At 68.0% G+C, this 22,267-nt stretch carries 24 protein-coding genes; 7 read left to right on the top strand and 17 right to left on the bottom strand.

From position 1 onward, the window contains the following. The first annotated feature begins 98 nt into the window (after positions 1-98). Both eccD and mycP read left to right on the top strand, forming a co-directional pair. The gene (gene eccD / locus ACGF7Y_RS17770; protein ID WP_393234892.1) at positions 99-1,565 is read left to right on the top strand and encodes a type VII secretion integral membrane protein EccD; all 1,467 of its coding nucleotides are present in this window, start codon (positions 99-101) and stop codon (positions 1,563-1,565) included. Between the two features lie 47 nt (positions 1,566-1,612). Continuing rightward, positions 1,613-2,971 (top strand): type VII secretion-associated serine protease mycosin, encoded by a 1,359-nt coding sequence (gene mycP, locus ACGF7Y_RS17765; RefSeq protein WP_393234889.1) that lies wholly within the window; start codon positions 1,613-1,615, stop codon positions 2,969-2,971. Positions 2,972-3,177: 206 nt separating this feature from the next. On the opposite strand, the gene ACGF7Y_RS17760 is transcribed toward mycP, so the two are convergent. Together ACGF7Y_RS17760 and eccB are read right to left on the bottom strand one after the other, a co-directional pair. Next, the gene (locus ACGF7Y_RS17760) at positions 3,178-3,408 is read right to left on the bottom strand and encodes a hypothetical protein (RefSeq protein WP_393234886.1); all 231 of its coding nucleotides are present in this window, start codon (positions 3,406-3,408) and stop codon (positions 3,178-3,180) included. A gap of 94 nt (positions 3,409-3,502) precedes the next feature. Continuing rightward, on the bottom strand, positions 3,503-4,987 hold the full coding sequence (gene eccB, locus ACGF7Y_RS17755) for a type VII secretion protein EccB (RefSeq protein WP_393234883.1): 1,485 nt from the start codon (positions 4,985-4,987) through the stop codon (positions 3,503-3,505). A 113-nt stretch (positions 4,988-5,100) separates the two neighbouring features. On the opposite strand from eccB, the gene eccE reads away from it, so the two are divergent. Beyond that, positions 5,101-6,744: a type VII secretion protein EccE gene (gene eccE, locus ACGF7Y_RS17750; protein WP_393234881.1), complete on the top strand. Its 1,644-nt coding sequence runs from the start codon at positions 5,101-5,103 to the stop codon at positions 6,742-6,744. A 148-nt stretch (positions 6,745-6,892) separates the two neighbouring features. Further along, complete coding sequence (locus ACGF7Y_RS17745) at positions 6,893-7,144, top strand: hypothetical protein (RefSeq protein WP_062973169.1); 252 nt, start codon at positions 6,893-6,895, stop codon at positions 7,142-7,144. 342 nt (positions 7,145-7,486) lie between these two features. On the opposite strand, the gene ACGF7Y_RS17740 is transcribed toward ACGF7Y_RS17745, so the two are convergent. Further along, positions 7,487-8,047 carry an NADPH-dependent FMN reductase gene (locus ACGF7Y_RS17740; RefSeq protein WP_393234878.1) on the bottom strand — a complete coding sequence of 187 codons (561 nt, stop codon included), beginning with the start codon at positions 8,045-8,047 and terminating at the stop codon, positions 7,487-7,489. Between the two features lie 448 nt (positions 8,048-8,495). Between ACGF7Y_RS17740 and ACGF7Y_RS17735 the strand changes: the two genes are divergently transcribed. Then, positions 8,496-9,338 carry an NAD(P)H-binding protein gene (locus ACGF7Y_RS17735; RefSeq protein WP_393234876.1) on the top strand — a complete coding sequence of 281 codons (843 nt, stop codon included), beginning with the start codon at positions 8,496-8,498 and terminating at the stop codon, positions 9,336-9,338. Positions 9,339-9,496: 158 nt separating this feature from the next. Here ACGF7Y_RS17735 and ACGF7Y_RS17730 read toward each other — a convergent pair whose 3' ends face one another. Then, complete coding sequence (locus ACGF7Y_RS17730; protein WP_393234873.1) at positions 9,497-10,306, bottom strand: S-methyl-5'-thioadenosine phosphorylase; 810 nt, start codon at positions 10,304-10,306, stop codon at positions 9,497-9,499. Between the two features lie 198 nt (positions 10,307-10,504). Between ACGF7Y_RS17730 and ACGF7Y_RS17725 the strand changes: the two genes are divergently transcribed. Further along, positions 10,505-10,828, top strand: a complete 324-nt coding sequence (locus ACGF7Y_RS17725) for a metal-sensitive transcriptional regulator (protein WP_063052158.1) — start codon at positions 10,505-10,507, stop codon at positions 10,826-10,828. A gap of 5 nt (positions 10,829-10,833) precedes the next feature. On the opposite strand, the gene ACGF7Y_RS17720 is transcribed toward ACGF7Y_RS17725, so the two are convergent. The 5 genes from ACGF7Y_RS17720 to ACGF7Y_RS17700 all read right to left on the bottom strand — a co-directional run bounded on the left by ACGF7Y_RS17720 (position 10,834) and on the right by ACGF7Y_RS17700 (position 16,295). Then, a complete protein-coding gene (locus tag ACGF7Y_RS17720) occupies positions 10,834-11,769 on the bottom strand; it encodes a TAXI family TRAP transporter solute-binding subunit (protein WP_393234871.1) in 936 nt (311 codons plus the stop codon). Continuing rightward, positions 11,766-13,187, bottom strand: a complete 1,422-nt coding sequence (locus ACGF7Y_RS17715; protein WP_393234868.1) for a sensor histidine kinase — start codon at positions 13,185-13,187, stop codon at positions 11,766-11,768. The genes ACGF7Y_RS17720 and ACGF7Y_RS17715 overlap by 4 nt, the downstream gene beginning before the upstream one ends. Before the next feature lie 28 nt (positions 13,188-13,215). Then, positions 13,216-13,875 carry a response regulator transcription factor gene (locus tag ACGF7Y_RS17710; protein ID WP_040864915.1) on the bottom strand — a complete coding sequence of 220 codons (660 nt, stop codon included), beginning with the start codon at positions 13,873-13,875 and terminating at the stop codon, positions 13,216-13,218. 46 nt (positions 13,876-13,921) lie between these two features. Next, a complete protein-coding gene (locus ACGF7Y_RS17705) occupies positions 13,922-15,298 on the bottom strand; it encodes an MFS transporter (RefSeq protein WP_393234865.1) in 1,377 nt (458 codons plus the stop codon). A 163-nt stretch (positions 15,299-15,461) separates the two neighbouring features. Next, entirely contained in the window at positions 15,462-16,295 is an 834-nt protein-coding gene (locus ACGF7Y_RS17700; RefSeq protein ID WP_393234862.1) for an LLM class F420-dependent oxidoreductase, read from the bottom strand. 173 nt (positions 16,296-16,468) lie between these two features. On the opposite strand from ACGF7Y_RS17700, the gene ACGF7Y_RS17695 reads away from it, so the two are divergent. Next, the gene (locus ACGF7Y_RS17695) at positions 16,469-16,981 is read left to right on the top strand and encodes an Hsp20/alpha crystallin family protein (RefSeq protein ID WP_393235168.1); all 513 of its coding nucleotides are present in this window, start codon (positions 16,469-16,471) and stop codon (positions 16,979-16,981) included. Between the two features lie 49 nt (positions 16,982-17,030). Here ACGF7Y_RS17695 and truA read toward each other — a convergent pair whose 3' ends face one another. The 8 genes from truA to infA all read right to left on the bottom strand — a co-directional run bounded on the left by truA (position 17,031) and on the right by infA (position 21,965). Beyond that, positions 17,031-17,852, bottom strand: coding sequence for a tRNA pseudouridine(38-40) synthase TruA (gene truA / locus ACGF7Y_RS17690; RefSeq protein ID WP_393235165.1), 822 nt, complete (start codon positions 17,850-17,852; stop codon positions 17,031-17,033). A gap of 146 nt (positions 17,853-17,998) precedes the next feature. Further along, complete coding sequence (rplQ, locus tag ACGF7Y_RS17685; RefSeq protein ID WP_062973156.1) at positions 17,999-18,520, bottom strand: 50S ribosomal protein L17; 522 nt, start codon at positions 18,518-18,520, stop codon at positions 17,999-18,001. A gap of 129 nt (positions 18,521-18,649) precedes the next feature. Then, positions 18,650-19,708, bottom strand: coding sequence for a DNA-directed RNA polymerase subunit alpha (locus tag ACGF7Y_RS17680; protein ID WP_039796155.1), 1,059 nt, complete (start codon positions 19,706-19,708; stop codon positions 18,650-18,652). A 104-nt stretch (positions 19,709-19,812) separates the two neighbouring features. After that, on the bottom strand, positions 19,813-20,418 hold the full coding sequence (gene rpsD / locus ACGF7Y_RS17675) for a 30S ribosomal protein S4 (protein ID WP_043719990.1): 606 nt from the start codon (positions 20,416-20,418) through the stop codon (positions 19,813-19,815). Between the two features lie 20 nt (positions 20,419-20,438). Next, the gene (gene rpsK, locus ACGF7Y_RS17670; RefSeq protein ID WP_014349147.1) at positions 20,439-20,852 is read right to left on the bottom strand and encodes a 30S ribosomal protein S11; all 414 of its coding nucleotides are present in this window, start codon (positions 20,850-20,852) and stop codon (positions 20,439-20,441) included. Positions 20,853-20,861: 9 nt separating this feature from the next. After that, positions 20,862-21,233 (bottom strand): 30S ribosomal protein S13, encoded by a 372-nt coding sequence (rpsM, locus tag ACGF7Y_RS17665; protein WP_040864911.1) that lies wholly within the window; start codon positions 21,231-21,233, stop codon positions 20,862-20,864. Between the two features lie 247 nt (positions 21,234-21,480). Further along, positions 21,481-21,594 carry a 50S ribosomal protein L36 gene (rpmJ, locus tag ACGF7Y_RS17660; RefSeq protein ID WP_011207363.1) on the bottom strand — a complete coding sequence of 38 codons (114 nt, stop codon included), beginning with the start codon at positions 21,592-21,594 and terminating at the stop codon, positions 21,481-21,483. 149 nt (positions 21,595-21,743) lie between these two features. Further along, positions 21,744-21,965: a translation initiation factor IF-1 gene (infA, locus tag ACGF7Y_RS17655; protein WP_003418601.1), complete on the bottom strand. Its 222-nt coding sequence runs from the start codon at positions 21,963-21,965 to the stop codon at positions 21,744-21,746. Between the last annotated feature and the right edge of the window lie 302 nt (positions 21,966-22,267).

Below are 22,267 nucleotides of genomic sequence, written 5' to 3'. Positions count from 1 at the left end.
TCGACCAGCATTCTGCTGCCCGGACCGTGGGTTCGCAAGCTCGCCCCCGGCCTGCGGGGCCGCGGAATCACGAGGTAGAAGACCGAGTTGGGGGAAGCTTGACGCACGCGCGACTTGACCACATCGATGAAGAATCCTCGCGCGGGATCGTCCGCGCTCCCGATCTCGCCCGGGTGACGATTCTGGCCAAGCACACTCAGGTCGACATGGCCATACCGGTCGACGTGCCGGTCGCGCTGGTGATTCCGAGTGTGGTCGACATGGTCGCCCAGCACAGCCGCAGCAACGATTTCGACAACGAGGGCGAGCGTTACGAGCCCGCGGAGTGGGTGCTCGCCCGGATCGGCCATCCGCCGTTCTCGAACTCGCTCAGCCTCGGCGAGCACGGTGTCCGCGACGGCGAACTGCTCATGCTGGAAAGCGCCTCGCACACCGCGCCGACACCGCTGTTCGACGACATCATGTACAACGTCGCGATCGCCGACACCGACCACTACCGCAGCTGGACCCCGCAGATCGCGCGGATCACCGGCTCGGTGCTCGCGGCGGTCACCATGATGGTCGGCTGCCTGGGTCTGCTGCTGTCCCCCGGCTCGCTGCCGATCGGGGTGGGCGGCTCGATCGCGCTGGTTGTCGCGATTCTGCTAGTCGTGAGCGCGATGGTGCTCAGCAGGATGTACGGCGACACCGGCACCGCACTGGTGCTCGGCGGGTGCGCACTCCCCCCCGCGTTCAGCGCGGGCATGCTCTTCGTGCCGGACGATTACGGCTGGGCGCACATCCTGCTCGGATCGGTTCTCGCGGGGGCGACGGCGATCCTGGCCTGGCGGGTCATCGGCGTCGGTCTCGCGTTGTTCATCGGCGTGGCTACGCTCGCGACATACGCGGTGCCCGCGGCGCTGGTCGGCCTGCTCACCGACCATCCGGAGCGCGCGATCGGCGCGGGCGCGGCGGCGCTCGGCCTCGGCGGGCTCTCCCTGGCGCCCCGGGTGTCCATGCTGCTGGCGAAACTGCCGCTGCCGCCGGTCCCCTCGCCGGGCACCCCCATCGATCCCACCGAGGACGACCCGGACGATCACCGCGCGCTGCCGACCATGGAGGCGCTGCGGGTGAAGTCCGACCACGCCCGCAAGTACCTCGCGGGCCTGGTCGCGGCGACCACGCTGGTCACCGCCGCGGGCGCGCTCGCCGCCACCGACCCGTCCTCCGACGACCCGTACTGGCAGGGCATCGCGCTCGCACTGGTCTGCGCGGCGGTGCTGATGTTCCGCAGCCGCACCTACGCGGGTGCGGAGCAGGCCGTCGTGCTCATCGCCGGTGGCGCGGGCATCGTGCTGATCATGCTGGTGGGCGCCGGTTTCGCGATGCACCAGCCGCTGGCCGTCTTCGGCGCGGCGATGGTGGTCCTGGTCGCGGCGCTGATCCTCGGCATCATCATCCCGAACCAGTCGGCCACCCCGCCGATGCGCCGCGGCGTCGAACTGCTCGAGTACACGTTCGTCGCCGCAGTGCTGCCGCTGGTCTTCTGGGTGACGGATCTCTACGCCCTCGTCCGCGGGCTGTGAACCGGGCGCTGCGCACCGGGGCGGCCGCCGCGGTGCTGTCTTTGAGCATGTCGTTCGGAGTGGGTGCGAGCCAAGGCATCGCCTATGCCGATCGGCCACCGTCGGTGGATCCCGGACAACTGCCCGCAGGGGATCCCGCACGGCCGCTGGACAAGACCGAGCGTCCGGGCAACACGCCCTGCTATTCGACCCAGCAGGGCGGCGACGGTCCCGCCGCTCCCGCACCACAGCGCTCACTGGACCTGCCGCACGCATGGGAGTTCTCCCGGGGCGAGGGCCAGCTCGTCGCGGTGATCGATACGGGCGTCGCTCGTCACCCGCGCCTGCCCGATCTGGAGGCGGGCGGCGACTTCGTGGCCGACGGCGGCGATGGAGTCAGCGAGGATTGTGACGCGCACGGCACCGTCGTCGCCGGGATCATTGCCGCCAAGCCGCAGGCGGGGCAAGGTTTCTCGGGCGTGGCCCCCGAAGCGCGAATTCTGTCGATCCGCCAGACCAGCGCGCTGTACGACTACGCGAACCGGCAGGATAGGAAGCCGGAAGATCCGCCTCGTGGATACGGCAAGATCGAGGCACTCGCCGCCGCGATCCGGCGCGCCGCCGACCGGCACGCTTCGGTCATCAACATCTCGCTCGTCTCCTGCATGCCCAGTGGCGTGAGCTTCGGCGACGGAGCCGTCGGTGCCGCCGTGCGCTACGCCACCTTGGAAATGGACGCCGTCGTGGTGGCCGCCGCGGGCAACACCGACGACAAATGCAAGGCGAGCAATCCTGGGATCGATCCGCTGAATCCGACCGGGGATCCGTGGAACAACGTGACCACCAACGTCACCCCCGCGCGCTACGACGATTACGTCCTGTCCGTCGGTTCGGTCGACCGGAACGGCGCGCCGTCGAGTTTCACCGTGCCGGGCCCCTGGGTCGGTGTGGCCGCACCGGGTGAGGACATCGTCTCGCTGGACCCGCGCGGAACCGGCACCATTACAGGAAAATACGACAACCAGAGTCTCGTGCCGCTCAAGGGGACGAGCTTTGCCGCGCCGTATGTTTCCGGGGTCGTCGCCTTGGTTCGCGCTCGTTTCCCCGAACTCAGAGCACTCGACGTGATCAAACGTATCCAGGCGACGGCACACGCCCCGGGCGAAGGCTGGAACCCCTATGTCGGTTACGGTGCGATCGATCCGGTCGCCGCGCTGACCGCCGAGGTGCCGAGGACACTTCCGCCGAAGCGACCCGCGGCAGCTCAGAGTGTGCAATTGCAAGTCCCGTCACCACCCCCGCCGCCCGACAACCGCGCCCGCAACGTGGCGCTGATCGGGAGCGGCAGCGTCGCAGCACTCCTGATCCTGGGCATGCTCGCATCGTTCCCCATCCGCCGCAGATTCGGCGTCCGCGAGGACATGTGAGGAATTACCCGCGTGGTGCCATTTCGGATATCGTGGCCGCACCGGCGTCCGGGCACTGCTTGCCGCGGTAATAGACGGTGGATTCGACAGCGAGAAATGATGTATTCGAGGCAGTAAACCATGATCAACGGCACAGGGCTGCGTTGTTTCACGACAACAGGTCTCCACCGTGTGCCGTTGATCTCGGACGAGGTGACGGTGCGGGCTTACTGCCCGCGTGCGGGCTCCAGTTTGTAGTACCTGTAGCCGTCTTCGACGCAGACCGCTTCCTTGCCGTACATCTGCCGGAAGCTGTCCTTGCCCGTTGTCATGCATTCCTTATAGGTCATGCCGTGCTTGGTACGCATCGGTGCGGCGGTGGCGGCCGAGGTGGCGACTGTGCCGACCACGGTCGCGGCGGTGATACCGATCGCCAAGGCGTACATGGTGCGCTTCATGAGTGAATCCCTCCCTTATCTGTGGCGAAACTCCCTTTCGCCAACTCGGAGGGTACCGGATTCGACATCAGCGACCAATTCAGGCAACTCGGTCTCAATTCTGGTTTTTTACAAGCTCTTTCGCCGGGTTCGCGTCCGGTGCGACGCCGTCGTGGGCCACCATCGCGTCCTGACGGCTGAGCACCGGACCGGAGGCGAGCAGGCCGAGGATTGGCCATGGCGCCGGTTCGGGTTGTTTCACTCCCGCATCCGTACTCATCCCCAGGGCTTTGACCGCTTCGGCGTCCCTGATGCCGTAGCGAACACCGGTATCGGCGACGTAGAACTGGCTGTCCTTGCGCTGGCTGTCCGGCTCGATGCCGGTGCCCTGTACGAATGCTCCGGAACCGGGCTTGAAGTACACCGAATCCACGTTGGGGCCGTCACCGTCGGCCTGGGCAAGCGGCACCAGGCGAGCGTTCTCCGGCATCGGCAGACCTACGCCGGTGATCACCGAAAGCTCGGCATGATTGCCCCCACCGTCCTCCGCGGCGGCGATCGGCTTCCACGACAAACAGCTGGTCGGTCGATCCTTGATCTGTACGAGCGAGGGCGCGGTGGCCGGATAGTCCCTCACCGGCAGCGTCGTCGATATGGGTGATTGGCTTTTCTCGAACGGAATGATCGTTGGATTTCGGCCCGCCCCGGGATCGGAGTTGAGGATGATGTTGGCGGTCAGCTGAGAGATTTCCTGCCTACCGTCCTGTAGCACCACGAAGTACTGCTTGGTCCCGGCATCTTGCACCACTTCGCCGATCCGGTGGTCACCGATGTTGTACCTCGGCTGCGCGCCGCGATCATCGATGTGCGGCACCTCGATCCGCTGCACTTCGGGAATCGCGTTGAGCAAGCCTTCGCTGATCGGCCGCGGTTGCACGTTGCGGATGCCCAATGCCTCCGTCACGGCGTTGCTGTTCATGTCGACGCGGGCGCGCTTGTTGTCGTAGACGAGGTAGGTGGCTTCCTTGCCCTTGACCAGCAAGGCGTTACCCGACTCCATCGCCGAAGCCTTGGCTCCGAGCTCGACATCGCCGATGAGCACCGAGGTGGTGGCCTTGTCGGTGCCGTCGAGCTGGAGAGTGTCACACACCGTCCAGGCCCGCCCCTCGCCCTCCTTGTCGAAGTGCAACGACCCGGGAGCGCCTGGGATGCCGATCAATTGGCCGCGCGGTTTCTTGCCGAGCTCGGACTCCTTCACGGTGGCGGGTTTGGCCGCCTCGCCCGCGGCAAGGCGGGCCGAGGCGAGGTTGAGGGCCGGGTGCACCACGTCGTCGATCACCACGTAGACGGCGCCGGAATCCTTGCCGATCAGGATCTTGTTGTCGTCGCCGATCTTGCCCTGGGGACGAAGCAACGCGAGCACACCGCAGCCGGCCAGGACGACACACGCCAGGATCAGTCCCGCCGCGTACGCGCGGGACTGGGATCGCATGGGGTCGTGCAGCATTCGCACGTCCCGGCGCACCAAGGCGTGCTCCATCCGCCGGACCAGAAAGCGGTAGCCGCTCACTTGCCAGCGTGTGGTGGGTTTTGAAGGCATTATTCCTCCCCCGAACAGTGCTCACGTTCGCGGAACACAGTACAGTTCCCGAGGACTCTTGTTCAGCTCGGCCACAGCGAACCGGCCGATATCGGGTACTTTGGGGGACGAGGATGGCGGAACCGGCAGGCGCGGGACCACGACCGCTTCTCGGGCGCGTCTCGATGCAGAACCTGCTGATCGCGCAGATCATCGGGCTGATCGCCGGAGTCGTCGCGCTGTTCGCCGGCCTGCCCGGACTTCCCGCGTTCGCCGTGGCGGTCGTCGTCGCACTGATCCCGCTGATTCCCGTCGCCAAACGCACCCTGCTGGACTGGATCGCCACGTATTGGCGCTATCTCACCCATCGTGACTACGAACTCGGCGACACCGTCGACTTCCGCGGCACGGACGGCCGTTCGCTCGGCCTGTACTGGGACGGCAGCCGCGTTGTGACGGTGGTCGAGGTGCTGCCCCCGCCCGGCGGGCTGACCAGGATCGCCCGCACCACGGTGCACGCCTCGCACCTGCTTCCGCTCGCCGAGCTGGCGAAATGCCTGAACCAGCACGACATCCTGCTCAGCGGCATCGACATCATCAGCCATGGGCACCGCAGCCGTTCCGGCACGCCAGCGGGCAAGATCTACGAATCGCTGCTCGGCCCGCTGCCCGCCACCGCCCACCGCACGGTGTGGCTCGCGATCGGTTTCGACGCGGTGGCCTGCCCGGAGGCCGCGGACCGGCGCGGCGGCGGAGCGGAAGGCGCTTCGCGCGCGGTCACCATCGCCACCCAGCGGATCATGCGCACACTCGAGGACGCCGACTGCAACGCCCGCATCCTGACGGCGCCCGAGATTCGCAAAGCGGTCCTGCAGATCACCGGTGGTTACGACCCGCGCACACTCGAACACCGCTGGCGCTATGCCGAAATCGGCAACAACGTGAACATCGGCAGCGCCGTGGATCCCAAGCGGCTCGCGTCCGATCTGCTCGCCCAGCTCTGGGTGGCTCCCTCGCGCGGAACGACGGTGGCGGTGCGGCTGCGCCCCGGCAGTTCGGCCGACTCGGTGAGCATCGGTGCCGCATGGCGGCTGACCGCGCGGGAGCTGCCGGAACGGTCCGAGTTGCCGGGCATGATCTCGATGAACGGACGCCACCGCGACGGGCTGCTGGCCCATCTGCCGCTCGCGGTTCCCGGTGTGGACGACACCGTCCCGATGATCGAGCACCTGATCGACATCGTCGACGATCTGCACCTGCCCTCCTCCGGCTGCGGCCAGCTGATCGGGTCGGACGACGAGGGAAACGGTGTGGCGGTCCGCATCGTCGGCGCGGGCATCTCGACGGTGTACGTCGCGGGCGAGCTGTATCTGGCGCAGCAGTTGGTGTTCCGCGCGCTCGCGGTCGGCGAACGGATCCTGATCCGCACCGATCGGGCGCGGGCGTGGGAGAACCTGGTCACCACGATCGGCAATCCGGAGCGACTGACCATCGCGGCCGAAACACACCAGTCCGACGCGGGATTCACCGCCACGGTGGTGGACGGGGTACTCGCGCCCGCCCCGCACGCGGGCGTCACCACCATCTATGTCACGGGTGATCCGATGGGCTGGCCCACCAGCCGTCCCGACTTGGCCATCCACCAGCCCGGCGCGATCGGCAACCATGTGGTGCTGCGCACCGGCACCGCGCAGGTCGACCTGACCCTGGTGTCCATTCCCAGCGAAGCCACCTACATCGGTCAGCCGCGCGGCCGTCGGGCAATGCAACCGCAGTAGACAGCGCGAGTCTCCGTGCTCGAAAGAATTCGACGCCGACTCACCCGGTGGCGACATTCGGTTGACGCCCCCAAATGGGAAAGCTAATGTCTGGCAAGGCGGCTCGAGATCGGGCCGTCCTGGTTGGGAGTTCCAGGAGGGGAAATTCATGAGGGTATCGGCCTGTGTCTTCACGTCGTTGCTGACCGCCGGCATCGCTTCGGCGGTGCTGAATCCGGGCGTCGCGAACGCGCTGCCGTCCGGCTGTCACACCGGAGGCTTCGGCGTCAGCTGCACGACCAAGAAAGACTGCGAATCGGCGCGCTCGGAGCTCAAAAAGCAGCATCCGTCGATCAGCCGCTGCTATTCCCAGCAGCCGGACAAGGAAAAATTCAAGTACGTTTGGTCGGCGAACTGGTAATCGGCGGCTCACATTGCGACAAACGACAACGCCGGAAGTTTCACCTGCATGTGATCGCCCGAAGTCGTTCCGCCGGTCGATGTGCGCCGCACAACGGAAATACCCGGTGGCGACGATCTTCAGTCGTGAATGTGAATGAAGTGATACTGCGGACTCGTCCGCGCTTTCTCTGACGAGTGTCCTGACAGACCCGGCCTGCCGATCGCGCCGATCCGGATATCCACCGACTCGGCGTGATCGGCAACCACTTGGTACTACGCACCGGCACGGTGCAGGCCGACCTGGCGCTGGTATCGGTTTCCGACGAGCTGACCACATCGGTCGGGCCGAGCCGGGTAGCGGTCAACCGGGATACGGGTCAGCAGCGCGGGCGGATCGCAAAGTGCGCGCCCACCAGCCCAATTGGCGCAACATTCGTTCCGCCGCGTCGATGGCGGCGCCGTCACGAGTGTCGCCCGTTTCATCGAACGACTTCTTGGCCTGGTGGAAGCTGACCGTCTCGCGCACCGACACCATATGGATTTCGGCGACGACCTGGCGTAGTTGCTCTACCGCACGCAGCCCCCCGGAAAGTCCGCCGTAGGAGACGAAAGCGATGGGTTTCGCGCGCCACTCGTGCTTCGCGGTGTCGAAGGCCGTCTTCAGCGACGCCGGATAGCCGTGGTTGTACTCGGAGGTGACGACGACGAAAGCGTCGGCCTGCCGCAGACGCGCGCGGTAGGCCACGGTCTCGTCGTTCTCGGTGAGTTCCACCGGCAACGGTGTGTGCGCGAGATCGATGACGCCGGTGTCGAATTCGGGATGGGCGCGAACCGTACGCAGGAACCAGTCCGCGACCACCGGCGCGAACCGCTCCGGACGCACACTGGCCACGATGACCTCGAGCCGTAGCGGAGTATCCACCGCGCGAGCCTAACTCGGGACCTGTCGATGGCCGGGCACCGCCGCGCGCGGCACACCCCGCGAGCCGGGCTTGCCACCCGTTGCCGGGCCACCACCGAGTACCGATACGCAAGTCGCAATTCGCCCGGCACGGACGTACACAGAAGAGTTGCCACGAACCGGCTTCCCGGCAGTGGCGAATACCTGGTCCTCGATACAGCGGATACGCTTCGGCCGATCAGACCACTACCGGCCGTGGACATCCCGCACGAGCACAGCGTTGAGCAGGCGCTGAAGGCGACTACACAACTGGACCAGCGAGCGTTCGATCCCGCGTATATCCCTCACGCAACGACATCGGCCCGACCATGTCGATCGAGCCGAGCGTTGCCCGTTCGCGGCCCGGCTCGCCGTAAGCGGGCCGCGAACACTGTGCACCGCCGAACTGGAAGACGAAGACGGAGACGAAATGATCCTGGTAACCGGCGCCACCGGCAATGTCGGCGCGGAACTGGTGCGGACCCTCACCGAATCGGGCGAGCCGGTGCGAGCACTGGTGCGCGACCCCGCCAAGGCGACGCTCCCGCCGGGCGCAGAGGCCGTCACCGGCGATCTGAACCGCCCGGAGACGCTGGCCGACGCACTGGACGGCGTGGACGGAATGTTCCTGCTCCCCGGCTACGACAACCTGCCGGACCTGCTGGAACGCGCGAACAAGGCCGGGGTGCGCCGGGTCGCGCTGCTCTCCGGCGGTTCGGCAGCGCTGCGGGACATGGACAACGCCGTATCCCGCTACATGACACTGTCCGAGGACGCGGTGCGCGCCTCCGAACTGAGCTGGACCTTGCTGCGCCCGCGGTCGTTCATGTCGAACGCGCTGCACTGGTTGCCGCAGCTCGCCGCGGGCGACGTCGTCCGCGTGCAGTTTCCCGGAGTCCGGGTCGGTGCGACCGACCCCGCCGACATCGCGGCGGTCGCGGCCGCGGCGCTCACGCGAGACGAACTCGCCGGGCAGGTGCTCGAGCTCACCGGCCCGCAGGCGCTGCGACCGGCGGAACAGGTCGCTGTGCTCGCCGCGGTGCTGAACCGGCCGCTCGTGGCGCACGAACTCAGCGACGCGGAGACCGAGGCCGAACTGGCCGCCACCATGCCGAGGGAGTACGTCGACGCGTTTCTCAGCTTCTTCGTCGAGGGCAGGCTGGACGAGGCGACGCTCTACCCGACCGTCGAGCAGGTGACCGGCCGATCGCCGCGCACCTTCGAACAGTGGGCGATCGACCACGCCGAAGCCTTCGCGCCGACACCGGGATGACGGCTTCCGGCCGAGCCGATACGGACGTCACCGATGCGGTACAGCTGTTCACGCCGGGAGCGGGACCTCGACAAGCGCAGCATGGTCGTGAGCACCTCGCCCAGAGCGTGAACAAGCCGGTCAGAGCCCGCCGAACGCCCCGGTGACCACCATCGGACTCAGGGCAGTTCGAACGGCAGCGACACTCCGGCGTGGACGCGGCAGCGGTCACACGTCTCGGTGCCGTCCACCCCGGCCACCGCGCGGCGAATGAGTTCTTTGAAGGGCGCGAGGTTGCGTTTGAACTCGGCGAAGACGTCGACGGCGTGCACTCCCTCGCCCTCCTCCAGACCGGCGTCCAGATCGGTCACGAGAGCGACGGCGGCGTAGCACATTTCGAGTTCGCGGGCGAGCACCGCCTCCGGATGACCGGTCATGTTCACCAGGTCCCAGCCCTGCGCGGCGAACCACCGGCTCTCGGCACGGGTGGAGAAGCGTGGTCCCTCGACCACGACCATCGTGCCCGCGTGCATCATGTGCAGCGCGTCGGACTCGGCCTTGACGGCGGCGGCACGCAGTTCCTCGCAGTACGGATCGGCGAAGGACACGTGAATGCCGCCGCCGTCGAAGTAGGTCTGCGGACGGCCGGAGGTCCGGTCGACCAGCTGATCCGGCACCGCGACCGTGCCGGGGCCCCAGTCCGCCCGCAGGCTGCCGACCGCGCAGGGCGCGAAGATGCGGCGCACGCCCAGCGAGCGCAGGGCCCACAGATTGGCCCGGTAGGGCAGGGTGTGCGGTGCGAATTCGTGGTTCTTGCCGTGTCGCGGCAGGAACGCCACCGGCCTGCCCTCCACCTCTCCGACGGCGATCCCCGCGCTCGGGGCGCCATAGGGAGTCTCGACCTCGATGGTGGTCGCCTCGTTGTCGAAGAAATCGTAGAAGCCGCTGCCGCCGATGACGGCGAGCGCGGGCCGGGGGTGCGAACTCATACCCCGATTGTCTCGTCCCGCGACGGCCGTCGCGCGGCGGGCTGCGCGTTACCCTGCTTCCGGTGCGGCTCGTCGACTGTTGCGGCCGGCCGCCGGGTGGTCGTCACACGGGTCCGACCTGACAAGACGGCCCGAAAACTGTACCCTAGGGGGGTATTGATCCGGTTTCGGCGACCGGCAGGCAGCGAGGAGACATCGGTGGCAGATTCCCCCCACGACCACACGGCGGCCGAGCACGCCGCGCACGGCTATATCACCGCCAAGGACGACTACCTCAAGCGGCTGCGGCGCATCGAGGGCCAAGCGCGCGGTCTACAGCGGATGGTCGAGGAGGAGAAGTACTGCATCGACATCCTCACCCAGGTCTCCGCGATGACGAAAGCCCTGCAGGCGGTAGCGATGGGCCTGCTGGAGGACCACATCAGCCACTGCGTGGTCGACGCGGCCGTCGCGGGTGGCCCGGAGGCCGAAGCCAAGATCAAGGAGGCCACCGACGCCATCGCCCGCCTGGTCCGGTCCTGACGTCGCTAGCCGTGCCAGCGGCGGTAGACCGCGGCCGCGCCGGGATGTAGCGGAATCGAGCCGGTGCTGATCAGCGAGCGCCCGTCGAGGAACTGGGTGCCCGCCGCTTCGGTGGGCACCAGCGCGTCGGCGTGCCATACCAGCAGTTCGACGATCGAAGCGGCCACTTCCTCGGGCATGGTGGGGGCGGCGAGCAAGAGATTGGCCACCCCGATGGTGTGCACCGAGACACCGCCCGGATAGGCGTCCGCGGGGATCGCGACCCGGTCGTACACCGGCCCGAACAGCTCTCGCATCGGTGCGGCCAGTTCGCCCATGTCCACCAGCCGCATCCGGCTCGGCACCGCGAGCAGCCTGGTCGGGACGCCGCCCGCCCACAACAGCGCGTCGGCCTCGCCTGCGGTCAGGGCGGCCACCGCCTCCGTCAAGGGGCGGTGCGAAATCGCCACGTCGGCATGCGGGTCCAGCCCCGCGACGCGCAAGATCCGCTCGCCGGTCAGGGCCGCGCCCGACCCTTCCGCACCCAGGCTCACCCGGGTTCCGCGCAGATCCGCGACCGAGCCGATCGTGCTGTCCGAGCGCACGACCAACTGCAGGTAGTTCTCGTAGACCCGCCCCAGCGCGCACACCCGATCGGCGTCGTCTCGCAGCGAGTCCGCGAGCGCTAGTGCGGCATCGACCTCGCCGCGCGCCAGCAAAGCCAGATTGGCCTGCGAGCCCGAGGTGGCGACCCGCTCGATCCGCACGTCTCCGATGTTCTCGGCGGCCAGGCCGAGCAACCCCGCGAAGGCGTGATAGAAGCCGCCGACCTCGCCCGAGGCCAGCCGCACCGTAGCTTCCCCGCCGCTCGGAGCGCAGCCTGCGACACCCGCGACGAGAGCCAACGCGAGAAAGCCGCGCCGATCGATGCCGCGCCGGAGGATCGACTCGCGGCCGGTCACCGGACCTCCGCCGCGGGCAATCGCACACTCACCGCGAGACCGTGCGGCCGCGTCGCCACGACGGTGAGAACGCCACCGCGCGCCTGCGCCAACGCCGCGGCGATCGGCAGGCCCAGCCCCGAGCCACCGGTCCCTGCGGACGAACCACGGAAGAAACGCGTGGTCAGCTTGTCTATCTCGTCGGGGGGAACACCGATGCCGTCGTCGCGGACGGTCACGGTGACCCAGCCCGGCTCCGTCGCGACGACGAGATCGACGTGCGCGCCCGCCCCCGCGTAGCGCGTGGCGTTGCTCAGCGGTACGTCGAGCATCTGCGCGAGCACGTCGGCGGGGACCGCGACGTCGGCGCGCTCGGTCACGGGCGGCACCCGCAGTCGCTGGCCGGCCGCCTCGAACGCCGAGCACCATGCGTCGAATCGGTCGGCCGCCACCTGCACGGCGTCGCATTGGTTGTCGCCCTCGGCGGTGTGCGCCATGTCGAAGGCCGCGGGTGTCTCGGCGACGGCCAAGCTGAGCAGGCCGTCGAGCAGCGCGGTGAGCCGGTCGACCTCGGCGCCCGCGCCGCGGAAGGTGCTCGCCGCGCCGGCCGGGATCGCGGGCTCCAGGGAATCCAGGCGGATGGTCAGGGCGGCCAGCGGGTTGCGCATCGCGTGTGCGGTGTCGGCGACCAGTTGGCGCTGCGCGTCCGCCGAATCGGCGACCGCCAGAGCCATCGCGTCGAAGGACTCCACCAGCGCGCGCATCTCGGGCGGCCCGCCGTAGCGGCCCGCGATCGACACCGGAGCGATCGTCCCCGCGCGCGGCTTGGGCAGCGTCGCGGTCAATTCCGCCACACCTTGCGACAGCGCCGCCAGCGGCCGCAGCACCCAGCGGCCGATCGTCACCGCCAGCAGCACGAACAGTGTCATCGCGACGACGCCGCCGAGCACGATCACCGCCCAGGCCCGCGCGATATCGCCGCGGGCGCGTGCCGTCGACGCCTCGATCACCACGGCGCCGTTCACCTGGACTCCGGTACCGACCGGCCGTGCGACGAGCATGGTCGGCGCGCCCCACGGCGTCAGCTTGTCCGCCGCGTGCGGGCGCTGGTTGCGGCGGGCGGCCGCCACCGCCGCTTCGACGTCGCGATCGTTCACGTCCGCGCCCGCGTTCACCGTCGTCGCCCCCCTGGCGTCGACCACCAGCACGTTCTCGCCGTACAGCTCGTGGTAGCGCAGTACCTCGTCGGCCAGCGCGCGGCTGTCTCCCGCGGTGACCGCGTCGTCGGCCAGGGTGGCGAAGCGGTCGGCGTCCCCGGACCGGGCCAGCACCAGCTGCTGGGTGCGGCTGGTGGCGACGGTCAGCGACAGCGGCACCGCGAACGCCAGCACCGCGATGGCCGCGAACAACGTCAGCGCGACGAGCAGGCGACGCCGCATGGCATACCTCCGGCTCGCCGGACCGCGCTCACTGTCCCCACCGATATCCGTATCCACGGATGGTGGTGATCAGACCGGGCCGGTTGAGCTTCGCCCGCAGACCGGTCATGTGCACATCCAGGGAACGCGAGACCGCGACGAAGGCGTCACCCCAGATGCGATCCATCAACTGCTGGCGACTCACCGCGGCCCCCGGCCGTTCCACCAGCGCCTCGACCAACTCGAACTCCTTCTGGGTCAACGGCACCGGCGCACCGGCGACCTCCACCACGCGGGCCCCCAGGTCCACCCGCACGTCACCGGTGACGACCACCGATTGCGCCTGCCGCGCCGCGGCCGCCGCCCGCCTGGTGACCGTCTCCAGCCGCGCGACGAGTTCCGCGATCCGCGGCGGCTTGACCAGATAGTCGTCCGCGCCGCCGCGCAGGCCGCGCACGATCGAGCGTTCGTCGCTGCGCGCGGTGAGGATCAGCACCGGAACCGAACTCACCTCGCGCAGTCTGCGCAACACCTGCAGGCCGTCGCCATCGGGCAGTCCGAGGTCGAGGACCACGGCGTCGAAGTCGCGGTGCGCGACCAGCAGATCCGCTCCGCGACGCATGCGTTCGGCGCGGTAACCGCGGGCGTTCAAGGCCTCGACCAGCGCGTCTCCCACGCCGTCGTCGTCCTCGACCACCGCAAGCCGCACGCGCCGATCCTCCCACAGCGGGGGGACCGGCGCGTGTGCCGGACGGTCAGTCACGCACGGTGGCCATCCGCCGTCGCGGCTCGGTCGCCGCGGCACCGGATAGCTCGCCGTCGATCTGCGACGAGGCCGAGGTCTCCCGCATGAAGTAGTAGGTGATCAGCGAGATGGCGATGCAGCCCGCGACGTACCAGAAGTACAGCGACTCGTGGCCGCCCTTCTTCAGCGCCAGCGCGATCGTCTCCGCGGTGCCGCCGAAGATGGCGACGGTGAGGGCGTAGGGCAGCCCGACACCGAGCGCGCGGATCTTCGTCGGGAAGAGTTCGGCCTTCACGATCGCGTTGATCGAGGTGTATCCCGTGATGATCAGCAGGGCGACCATCATCAGGCCCCACGCGGCGACCGGATTGGTGGTGTGCGCGAGCACCGTCATGATCGGCACGGTGAGCAGCGTGCCCGCCACGCCGAAGAAGATCAGCAGTTTGCGCCTGCCCACCCGGTCCGACAGCGCGCCCGCCAGCGGTTGCAGCACCACGAAGACCAGCAGCGCGATGAAGTTGATCCACGCCACCGTCGATTTGGAGATACCGGAGGTATTGATCATGAACTTCTGCATGTAGGTCGTATACGTGTAGAACGCGACCGTTCCGCCCAGCGTCAACCCGACCACCAGCAGACACTCGCGGGGGTATTGCAACAGGATCCGCAACGACCCACGTGACTGCCCCGCTTCGGCCGCCGCCGCCTTCTTCTGCGACGCCTGCCCGGATTCGGCGCGGAACTGTTCGGACTCGTCCATACCGCGCCGCAGCCACATCACGATCAGCGCACCGGCGGCGCCGATCACGAACGGAATCCGCCAGCCCCAGGCGTTCATCCGGTCGGCGTCGAGGAATTGTTGCAGCACGATCTGCACCCCGAGCGCGACGAGCTGGCCTGCCACCAGGGTCACGTACTGGAAACTCGAGTAGAACCCGCGCCTGCCCGCCGAGGCCACCTCGGACAGATATGTCGCGCTCGTGGCGTATTCGCCGCCGACCGACAGACCTTGCAGGAGCCGGGCGACCAGCAGCAGGGCCGGAGCGGCCACACCGATGGTCTGGTAGCCGGGTGTCACCGCGATCAGCAGAGAACCCGCCGCCATCACGGTCACCGACAGGGTCAGCGCCGAACGACGGCCGAACCGGTCGGCGTACCGGCCCAGTGCCCAACCGCCGATCGGGCGCATCAGGAAGCCGACCGCGAACACGGCGGCGGTGGACAACAGCTGCGCCGTCGGATCGTCCTTGGGGAAGAACGTCTTCGCGAAGTACACGCTGAACGCGGCGTAGACATACCAGTCGTACCACTCGACCAGGTTTCCGATGGATCCGCGTAGTACGTTCGCGACCACCCGGCGCTCACTCACGGGCTGTGTCGTAGTCACAAGATCTCCTCCTCCGACGCCTCATCACGTCGTCGCAGATCAGTGTGGCGACAGTCACAAGCTCGCGGAATGGCTCTCGATGCTTCCTAACAGTCCCTTAGGACGATCGTCGGAAAACACCTCCGGCCCCGGCAAGAGGCCGGGGCCGGAGGCGAGCCGATGCTCAGGCTTTCGCGGTCAGCAGCGGGGCGAGGGTGCGCAGGGCGGGGAGGTAGTTGTCGCCGAGGATCTGCACCGCGACATGGTCGGCACCGGCGTCGAGGTGCTCCGACAGCCGGGCGGCGATCCGCTCCGGCGTGCCGTAGGCGATGACGGCGTCGAACACGCGATCGCCGGGCGGGACGGCGAGGTCGGCGTCGGTGAAGCCGAACCGGCGCAGGTTCGACGCGTAGTTGGTCAGGCCCAGGTAGAACTCGACGGTCCCGTCGGCGACGGCGTGCGCGGCTCGGGTGTCGTCGGTCAGCACCACCTTGTGCTCGGTGGCCAGCAGCGCGTCCGGGCCGACGATCTCGCGAGCCTTCGCGGTGTGCGCCGCGGGTACGAAGTACGGCAGCGGCCCCGAGGACCGCTCGGCGGCCAGCTTCAGCACCCGCGGGCCGAGTGCGGCCACCGCGCGCCGTTCGGCGGGCACACCGGCGGCGTCGAGGTCGTCCAGGTATTCGACCAGTGCGTCGTACGGCTTGCGGTACTCGCCGGTGTGCTCGGGGTGTCCCGCACCGATGCCGAGCAGGAACCGGCCGGGGAAGCGCGCCTCGATCCGGTGGAACGAGTCGGCCGTCTCCTTCGCGGGCGACGCCCAGATGTTCACGATGCTGGTGGCCACGGTGATCGTTTCGGTCGCCTCCAGCAGCGGTTCGACGGCTGCCAGATCCGCGGGCGGCGAGGCCCCCAACCACAGCGCGCCGTAGCCCAGCTGCTCCAATTCCCGTGCGTCCTCGGGGCCGAACCCGTTGAACGCCCGCCACACTCCGAACCGTCCGAGACTGTCGAATGCCATGTCCCGAGCCAACACGTGCCCGGAGGCGGCTATTCCGTGCCGGCGGATCTCGCGGTCGCGTATCCGTCGGGCTTGATGCTCTCCCGCTTCAGGAGGGCTACTGTGGCTATTGCACAGCTATGGCGCCCGCCGCCGTGGCAGGCGTCACCACGAACGAGATGGAGGTGATCGCTGTGCTGAGATTCGATCCATTTCATGACATCGACACTGTCGCCCGCCAGTTGCTCGGTGAAAGCTCAGGAACCGGTCGCGCACCGCGATTCATGCCGATGGATCTGTTCAAGGCGGGAGATCACTACGTCCTGAACGCGGACCTGCCCGGCGTCGATCCGGGCTCGATCGACGTCAGCGTCGACAACGGCACGCTCACCCTGCGGGCCCAACGCACCGTGCCGAGCGAGGAAGGCGTCCAGTGGATCGCCTCGGAACGCTTCGCGGGCACCTTCATGCGCCAGATGTCGCTGGGTGAGAACGTCGACGTCGAGAACATCAGCGCGACCTATAACAACGGTGTGCTCTCGGTGACGATTCCGATCGCGGAGCGCGCGAAGCCGCGGCGCATCCAGATCTCCGGGGCGTCCCAGGAACCGAGGACGATCGAAGCGCAAACGGGTCGGTCCGGACAGCCGGCGCAGGCAGAGCAGCAGGGACAGTCCCAGCAGCAGTACCCACAATCGTCGAAGTGAGCGCCGCGCTGCCCGCCACCCGTGCACGGGTGGCGGGCAGCCCGCATCCCTAGTCGCCGCAGCAACCCGCCTGCGGGGCCGGGACCAACCGCATCTCCCGCGTCTGCGCGTTACGGGCGGCGAGTTCCCCGTCGGCCGGGTAGTCGACGGCGATCAGGCTTAAACCGTGTGCGGGCGCGACGGTGACCGAGCTGGAGCGCTCGGTCTCCCGCAGCAGCGCGGCGACCCATTCCACGGCGCGCCGTCCCTCGCCGACGGCGAGCACCGCGCCGACCAGGCTGCGCACCATCGACCAGCAGAACGCGTCGGCGCTGACGTAGGCGACCAGCAGATCGCCGTCGCGCACCCAGTCGAAGCGCTGCAACTCCCGGACCGTCGTCGCGCCCTCTCTGCGACGGCAGAACGCGGCGAAATCGTGCAGCCCCAACAGTGTTCGCGAAGCCTCCCGCATGGCCCCGACATCGACGCCGGATCGGCAAGCGACCACGCTGCGGGCGTGCAGCGGCTCCGCTCCGTACGGCGCGGTGGTCAACCGATAGGCATAGTGGCGGCGGATGGCGGAGAACCGGGCATCGAACTCGGGCGGAGCCGGGCGCGCCCCCGTGATCCGCACGTCCTTCGGCAGGAATCGCGCCATGCGGTGCACCAGCTTCTCCGCGTCCAGTTCGCCGGACGTGTCGAAATGCGCGACCTGCCCCTCTGCGTGCACGCCCGCGTCCGTTCGCCCCGCCACGGTCAGCTGGATGGGCTCACGGAACACCTTGCTCAGCGCGTCCTCCAGCACGCCCTGCACGGTGCGCAGACCGGGCTGACGTGCCCAGCCGGTGAAATCCGTGCCGTCGTAGGCGATGCTCAGCCGGACCCGCGACATGCCGGTTTCCGGCACGTCCTCGGGCGGCCGGTCCGCACTCGATCCCACCGATTCCTCCACGGTCACATGATCCTCCGGTCGAAACGAACGAGCCCGCCGACCCAGTGCGGGTGGCGGGCTCGTGCGCGAACTCCGGACGCTTGGCGTCAGGCGTCCTTCTTGTCCTCAGCGGCCTCCTCGGCAGCCGGAGCCTCGGCGGTCTCGGCGGTGGCCTCCTCGGCCTCCTCCTCGACGACCTCGGCGGCCGGAGCCTCCTCCGCCTTCTTCGACGCGGCGACGCGGCGGGCGCGATCGGCCTCGTTGGTCACGGTCTTCTCCCGGACCAGCTCGATGATCGCCATCGGCGCGTTGTCACCCTTACGCGGCAGCGTCTTGGTGATGCGGGTGTAACCACCCTCGCGTCCCTCGAACGACGGACCGATCTCGGCGAAGAGTTCGTGTACGACGTTCTTGTTGCGGATGACCTTCAGCACCTCGCGACGGTCGGCCAGAGTGCCACCCTTCGCCTTGGTGATCAGCTTCTCCGCGTAGGGGCGCACGGCCTTGGCCTTGGCCTCGGTGGTGGTGATCCGGCCGTGCTCGAAGAGCGCCGTCGCCAGATTGGCGAAGATCGCCTTCTGGTGCGACGCCGACCCGCCGAAGCGGGCACCCTTCTTGGGCTTGGGCATTGTGGTGTTCTCCTGTGTGTCTTTTCGGCGCTCCCGGCGCCCTGCGTGGTTACGCTCTGCTACCGCCTCCGGGCGCGTCGCTCACGCCGCGGGTATGAGGCCGGCCGGGCCGGGGGCCTTCCCGGCGGCCTAGAGCTGTTCGGTCTCGGCGTAGTCCTGCTCGCCGCCATCGGTGTCACTGAACGTGCCGCTGTCGCTCCACGTGCCGGTGCTCGCGTCGTAGCCGACCACGCTGGACGGATCGAACGACGCCGGGCTGTCCTTGAGCGAGAGGCCGAGCGCGTGCAGCTTGACCTTGACCTCGTCGATGGACTTCTGGCCGAAGTTGCGAATGTCCAGCAGATCCGACTCCGTGCGGGCGACCAGCTCGCCCACGGTGTGCACACCCTCGCGCTTGAGGCAGTTGTAGGACCGGACGGTGAGGTCCAGGTCCTCGATCGGCAGGCCGAACGAGGCGATGTGATCCGCCTCGGCCGGCGAGGGGCCGATCTCGATGCCCTCGGCTTCGACGTTCAGCTCACGGGCCAGGCCGAAGAGCTCGACCAGGGTCTTGCCCGCCGAGGCGAGCGCGTCCCGCGCGCTGATGGAGTTCTTGGTCTCCACGTCCAGGATGAGCCGGTCGAAGTCGGTGCGCTGCTCGACGCGGGTGGCCTCGACCTTGTAGGTCACCTTCAGCACCGGCGAGTAGATCGAATCCACCGGGATCCGGCCGATTTCCGCACCGGAGGCCTTGTTCTGCACGGCGGGGACGTAGCCGCGACCGCGCTCGACGACGAGCTCGATCTCCAGCTTGCCCTTGTCGTTCAGGGTCGCGATGTGCATGTCCGGGTTGTGCACCACGACGCCGCTGGGCGGGACGATGTCACCGGCGGTGACGGTGCCCGGACCCTGCTTGCGCACGTACATCGTGACCGGCTCGTCCTCCTCCGAGGACACGACCAGGCCCTTGAGGTTCAGGATGATGTCGGTGACATCTTCCTTCACGCCCGGGACGGTGGTGAACTCGTGCAGGACGCCGTCGATGCGGATGCTCGTGACCGCCGCCCCCGGAATCGAGGACAGCAGGGTACGCCGCAGCGAGTTGCCGAGGGTGTAACCGAAGCCCGGCTCGAGCGGCTCGATGGTGAACTTCGAGCGGTTCTCGGCGACGACCTCTTCGGTCAGCGTCGGACGCTGTGAAATCAGCATTAGGATCATCCTCCTTTTTGGGCGCCCGCTATTTGACGCCTCGTCTCAGGGGTTGTGTGTGGCCGCCCGTGTCCGGGCGACCACACACCAGCAGCACGTGCCGATTACTTCGAGTAGTACTCGACGATCAGCTGTTCCTGCAGCGGCACATCGATCTGGGCGCGCTCCGGCAACTGGTGGACCAGGATCCGCAGCCGGCCCGGGATCACCTGCAGCCAGCCCGGCACCGGGCGGTCGCCGACGGTCTCGCGCGCCACCTGGAACGGCAGGGTGCCCAGCGACTTCTCCTTGACATCGATGATGTCGTACTGGGTGACCTGGAAGCTGGGAACGTCGACCTTCTTGTTGTTCACCAGGAAGTGGCCGTGCGAGACCAGCTGGCGAGCCTGGCGGCGGGTACGCGCCAGACCGGCGCGGTACACGACGTTGTCCAGCCGGGTCTCGAGCAGACGCAGCAGGTTGTCACCGGTCTTGCCCTTGAGGCGGTTGGCCTCTTCGTAGTACCGGCGGAACTGCTTCTCCATGACGCCGTAGGAGAAGCGGGCCTTCTGCTTCTCCTGCAGCTGGAGCAGGTACTCGCTCTCCTTGATCCGCGCGCGGCCGTGCTGGCCGGGCGGGTAGGGGCGACGCTCGAACGCCTGGTCGCCTCCGACGAGGTCGACGCGCAGACGACGCGACTTGCGGGTGATAGGGCCTGTGTAACGAGCCATTGTTCGCTATTCCTTTCCCGCTAGACGCGACGCCGCTTGGGCGGACGGCAGCCGTTGTGCGGCTGCGGGGTGACATCGGAGATCGTGCCCACCTCGAGGCCTGCGGCCTGCAGCGAGCGGATCGCGGTCTCGCGGCCCGAACCGGGGCCCTTCACGAACACGTCGACCTTCTTGACGCCGTTCTCCTGCGCCTTGCGGGCGGCGTTCTCGGCGGCGAGCTGCGCGGCGAACGGGGTCGACTTGCGCGAACCCTTGAAGCCGACGTGCCCGGACGACGCCCAGGAGATGACGTTGCCACTCGGGTCGGTGATCGACACGATCGTGTTGTTGAACGTGCTCTTGATGTGCGCGTGGCCGTGCGGGACGTTCTTCTTTTCCCGGCGACGCGACTTCTGGGTCTTCTTGGGGCCGGAGGCCCTGGACTTCGGAGGCATCGGTTATCCCTACTTCTTCTTGCCGGCGACGGTGCGCTTCGGGCCCTTGCGGGTGCGCGCGTTGGTCTTGGTGCGCTGGCCACGCACGGGCAGGCCACGACGGTGGCGCAGGCCCTGGTAGCAGCCGATCTCGATCTTGCGGCGAATATCGGCCTGCACCTCACGGCGCAGGTCACCCTCGACCTTGAACTCCGAAGCCTCGATGTAGTCACGCAGCTTCGTCAGATCGTCGTCGCTGAGATCCTTCGAACGCAGGTCCGGGCTGACGCCGGTGGCGTCGAGGATCTCCTTGGAGCGGGTACGGCCAATGCCGAAAATGTAGGTCAGTGCGATCTCCATGCGCTTCTCGCGCGGGAGGTCGACGCCCATGAGACGTGCCATCTGGCAGCTTCCTTAATCGTTGCGGAGGTCTGCTCCCTGTCCGTCCCCTCGTCTTGGTGGGGCACCGGCCTCCGAACCGGTGGTAGGCGCACACGCCCAGGGCGAACCCTGATATCCGCAGCGTGCGGCTGGTGCTGGGAGTTCTTCTTGCCAATCCGAACTGCGGTTCGGTGCTTGGCTGGTGTCGCGTCGAGCGGCGCCTTCGGCAAGCCTCGGGCGGGTGGGACGAGGTCTCCCTCGCCTCCGCTCAGCCCTGGCGCTGCTTGTGGCGCAGGTTGTCGCAGATCACCATGACCCGGCCGTGACGGCGGATCACCTTGCACTTCTCGCAGATCTTCTTGACGCTCGGCTGAACCTTCACGTCCGTCCAATCTGTTGTGGTTCACAGGGGTGTGAACACAGTTTTTCCCCAGTCGGCGACTGGGGAAGTTCTGTAGCGAGTCTTTCGACTCGGCCCCGGCTCACGCCGGGACTGCCGGGTTCGCATCGACCCGATCGCGCCGGGCGCGATCACTTGTAGCGGTATACGATCCGGCCGCGCGACAGGTCGTAGGGCGAGAGCTCGACGACAACGCGGTCCTCGGGCAGGATGCGAATGTAGTGCTGCCGCATCTTCCCGCTGATGTGCGCGAGAACCTTGTGCCCGTTCTCGAGCTCGATCCGGAACATCGCATTGGGCAGCGGTTCGACAACTCGACCCTCGACCTCGATGGCCCCGTCTTTCTTCGCCATGTCCTCCGCGATCCCGGTTACGCTCAACCTGGTTTGTTTGCCTGAGTCTGCTCGGATGGATCGACCGCCGGAGCGGACCGCTCGCACACAAACAGGCGGCGCGTAGGTGCACCGCCGCTCCAGCTTACCGATCCGTTCCGGATCGGGCAAAAATGCCTCCCTGTATACCCGTGTCGCCTGGGGTTTCGCAGCCGCCTTCCCACTCCTGGCGGGCCTCGGGCGCTGCGCCGCGACGGGGCCGGGTTGTCGCGTAAACTGGCCGCTGTCCAGGTATTTGGGTCGAGCAGATCGAGGGGGATGCG

Source organism: Nocardia sp. NPDC047654, assembly GCF_043205035.1.
Taxonomy (GTDB): Bacteria; Actinomycetota; Actinomycetes; order Mycobacteriales; family Mycobacteriaceae; genus Nocardia.
This window is presented reverse-complemented; position numbering and strand designations above follow the sequence as displayed.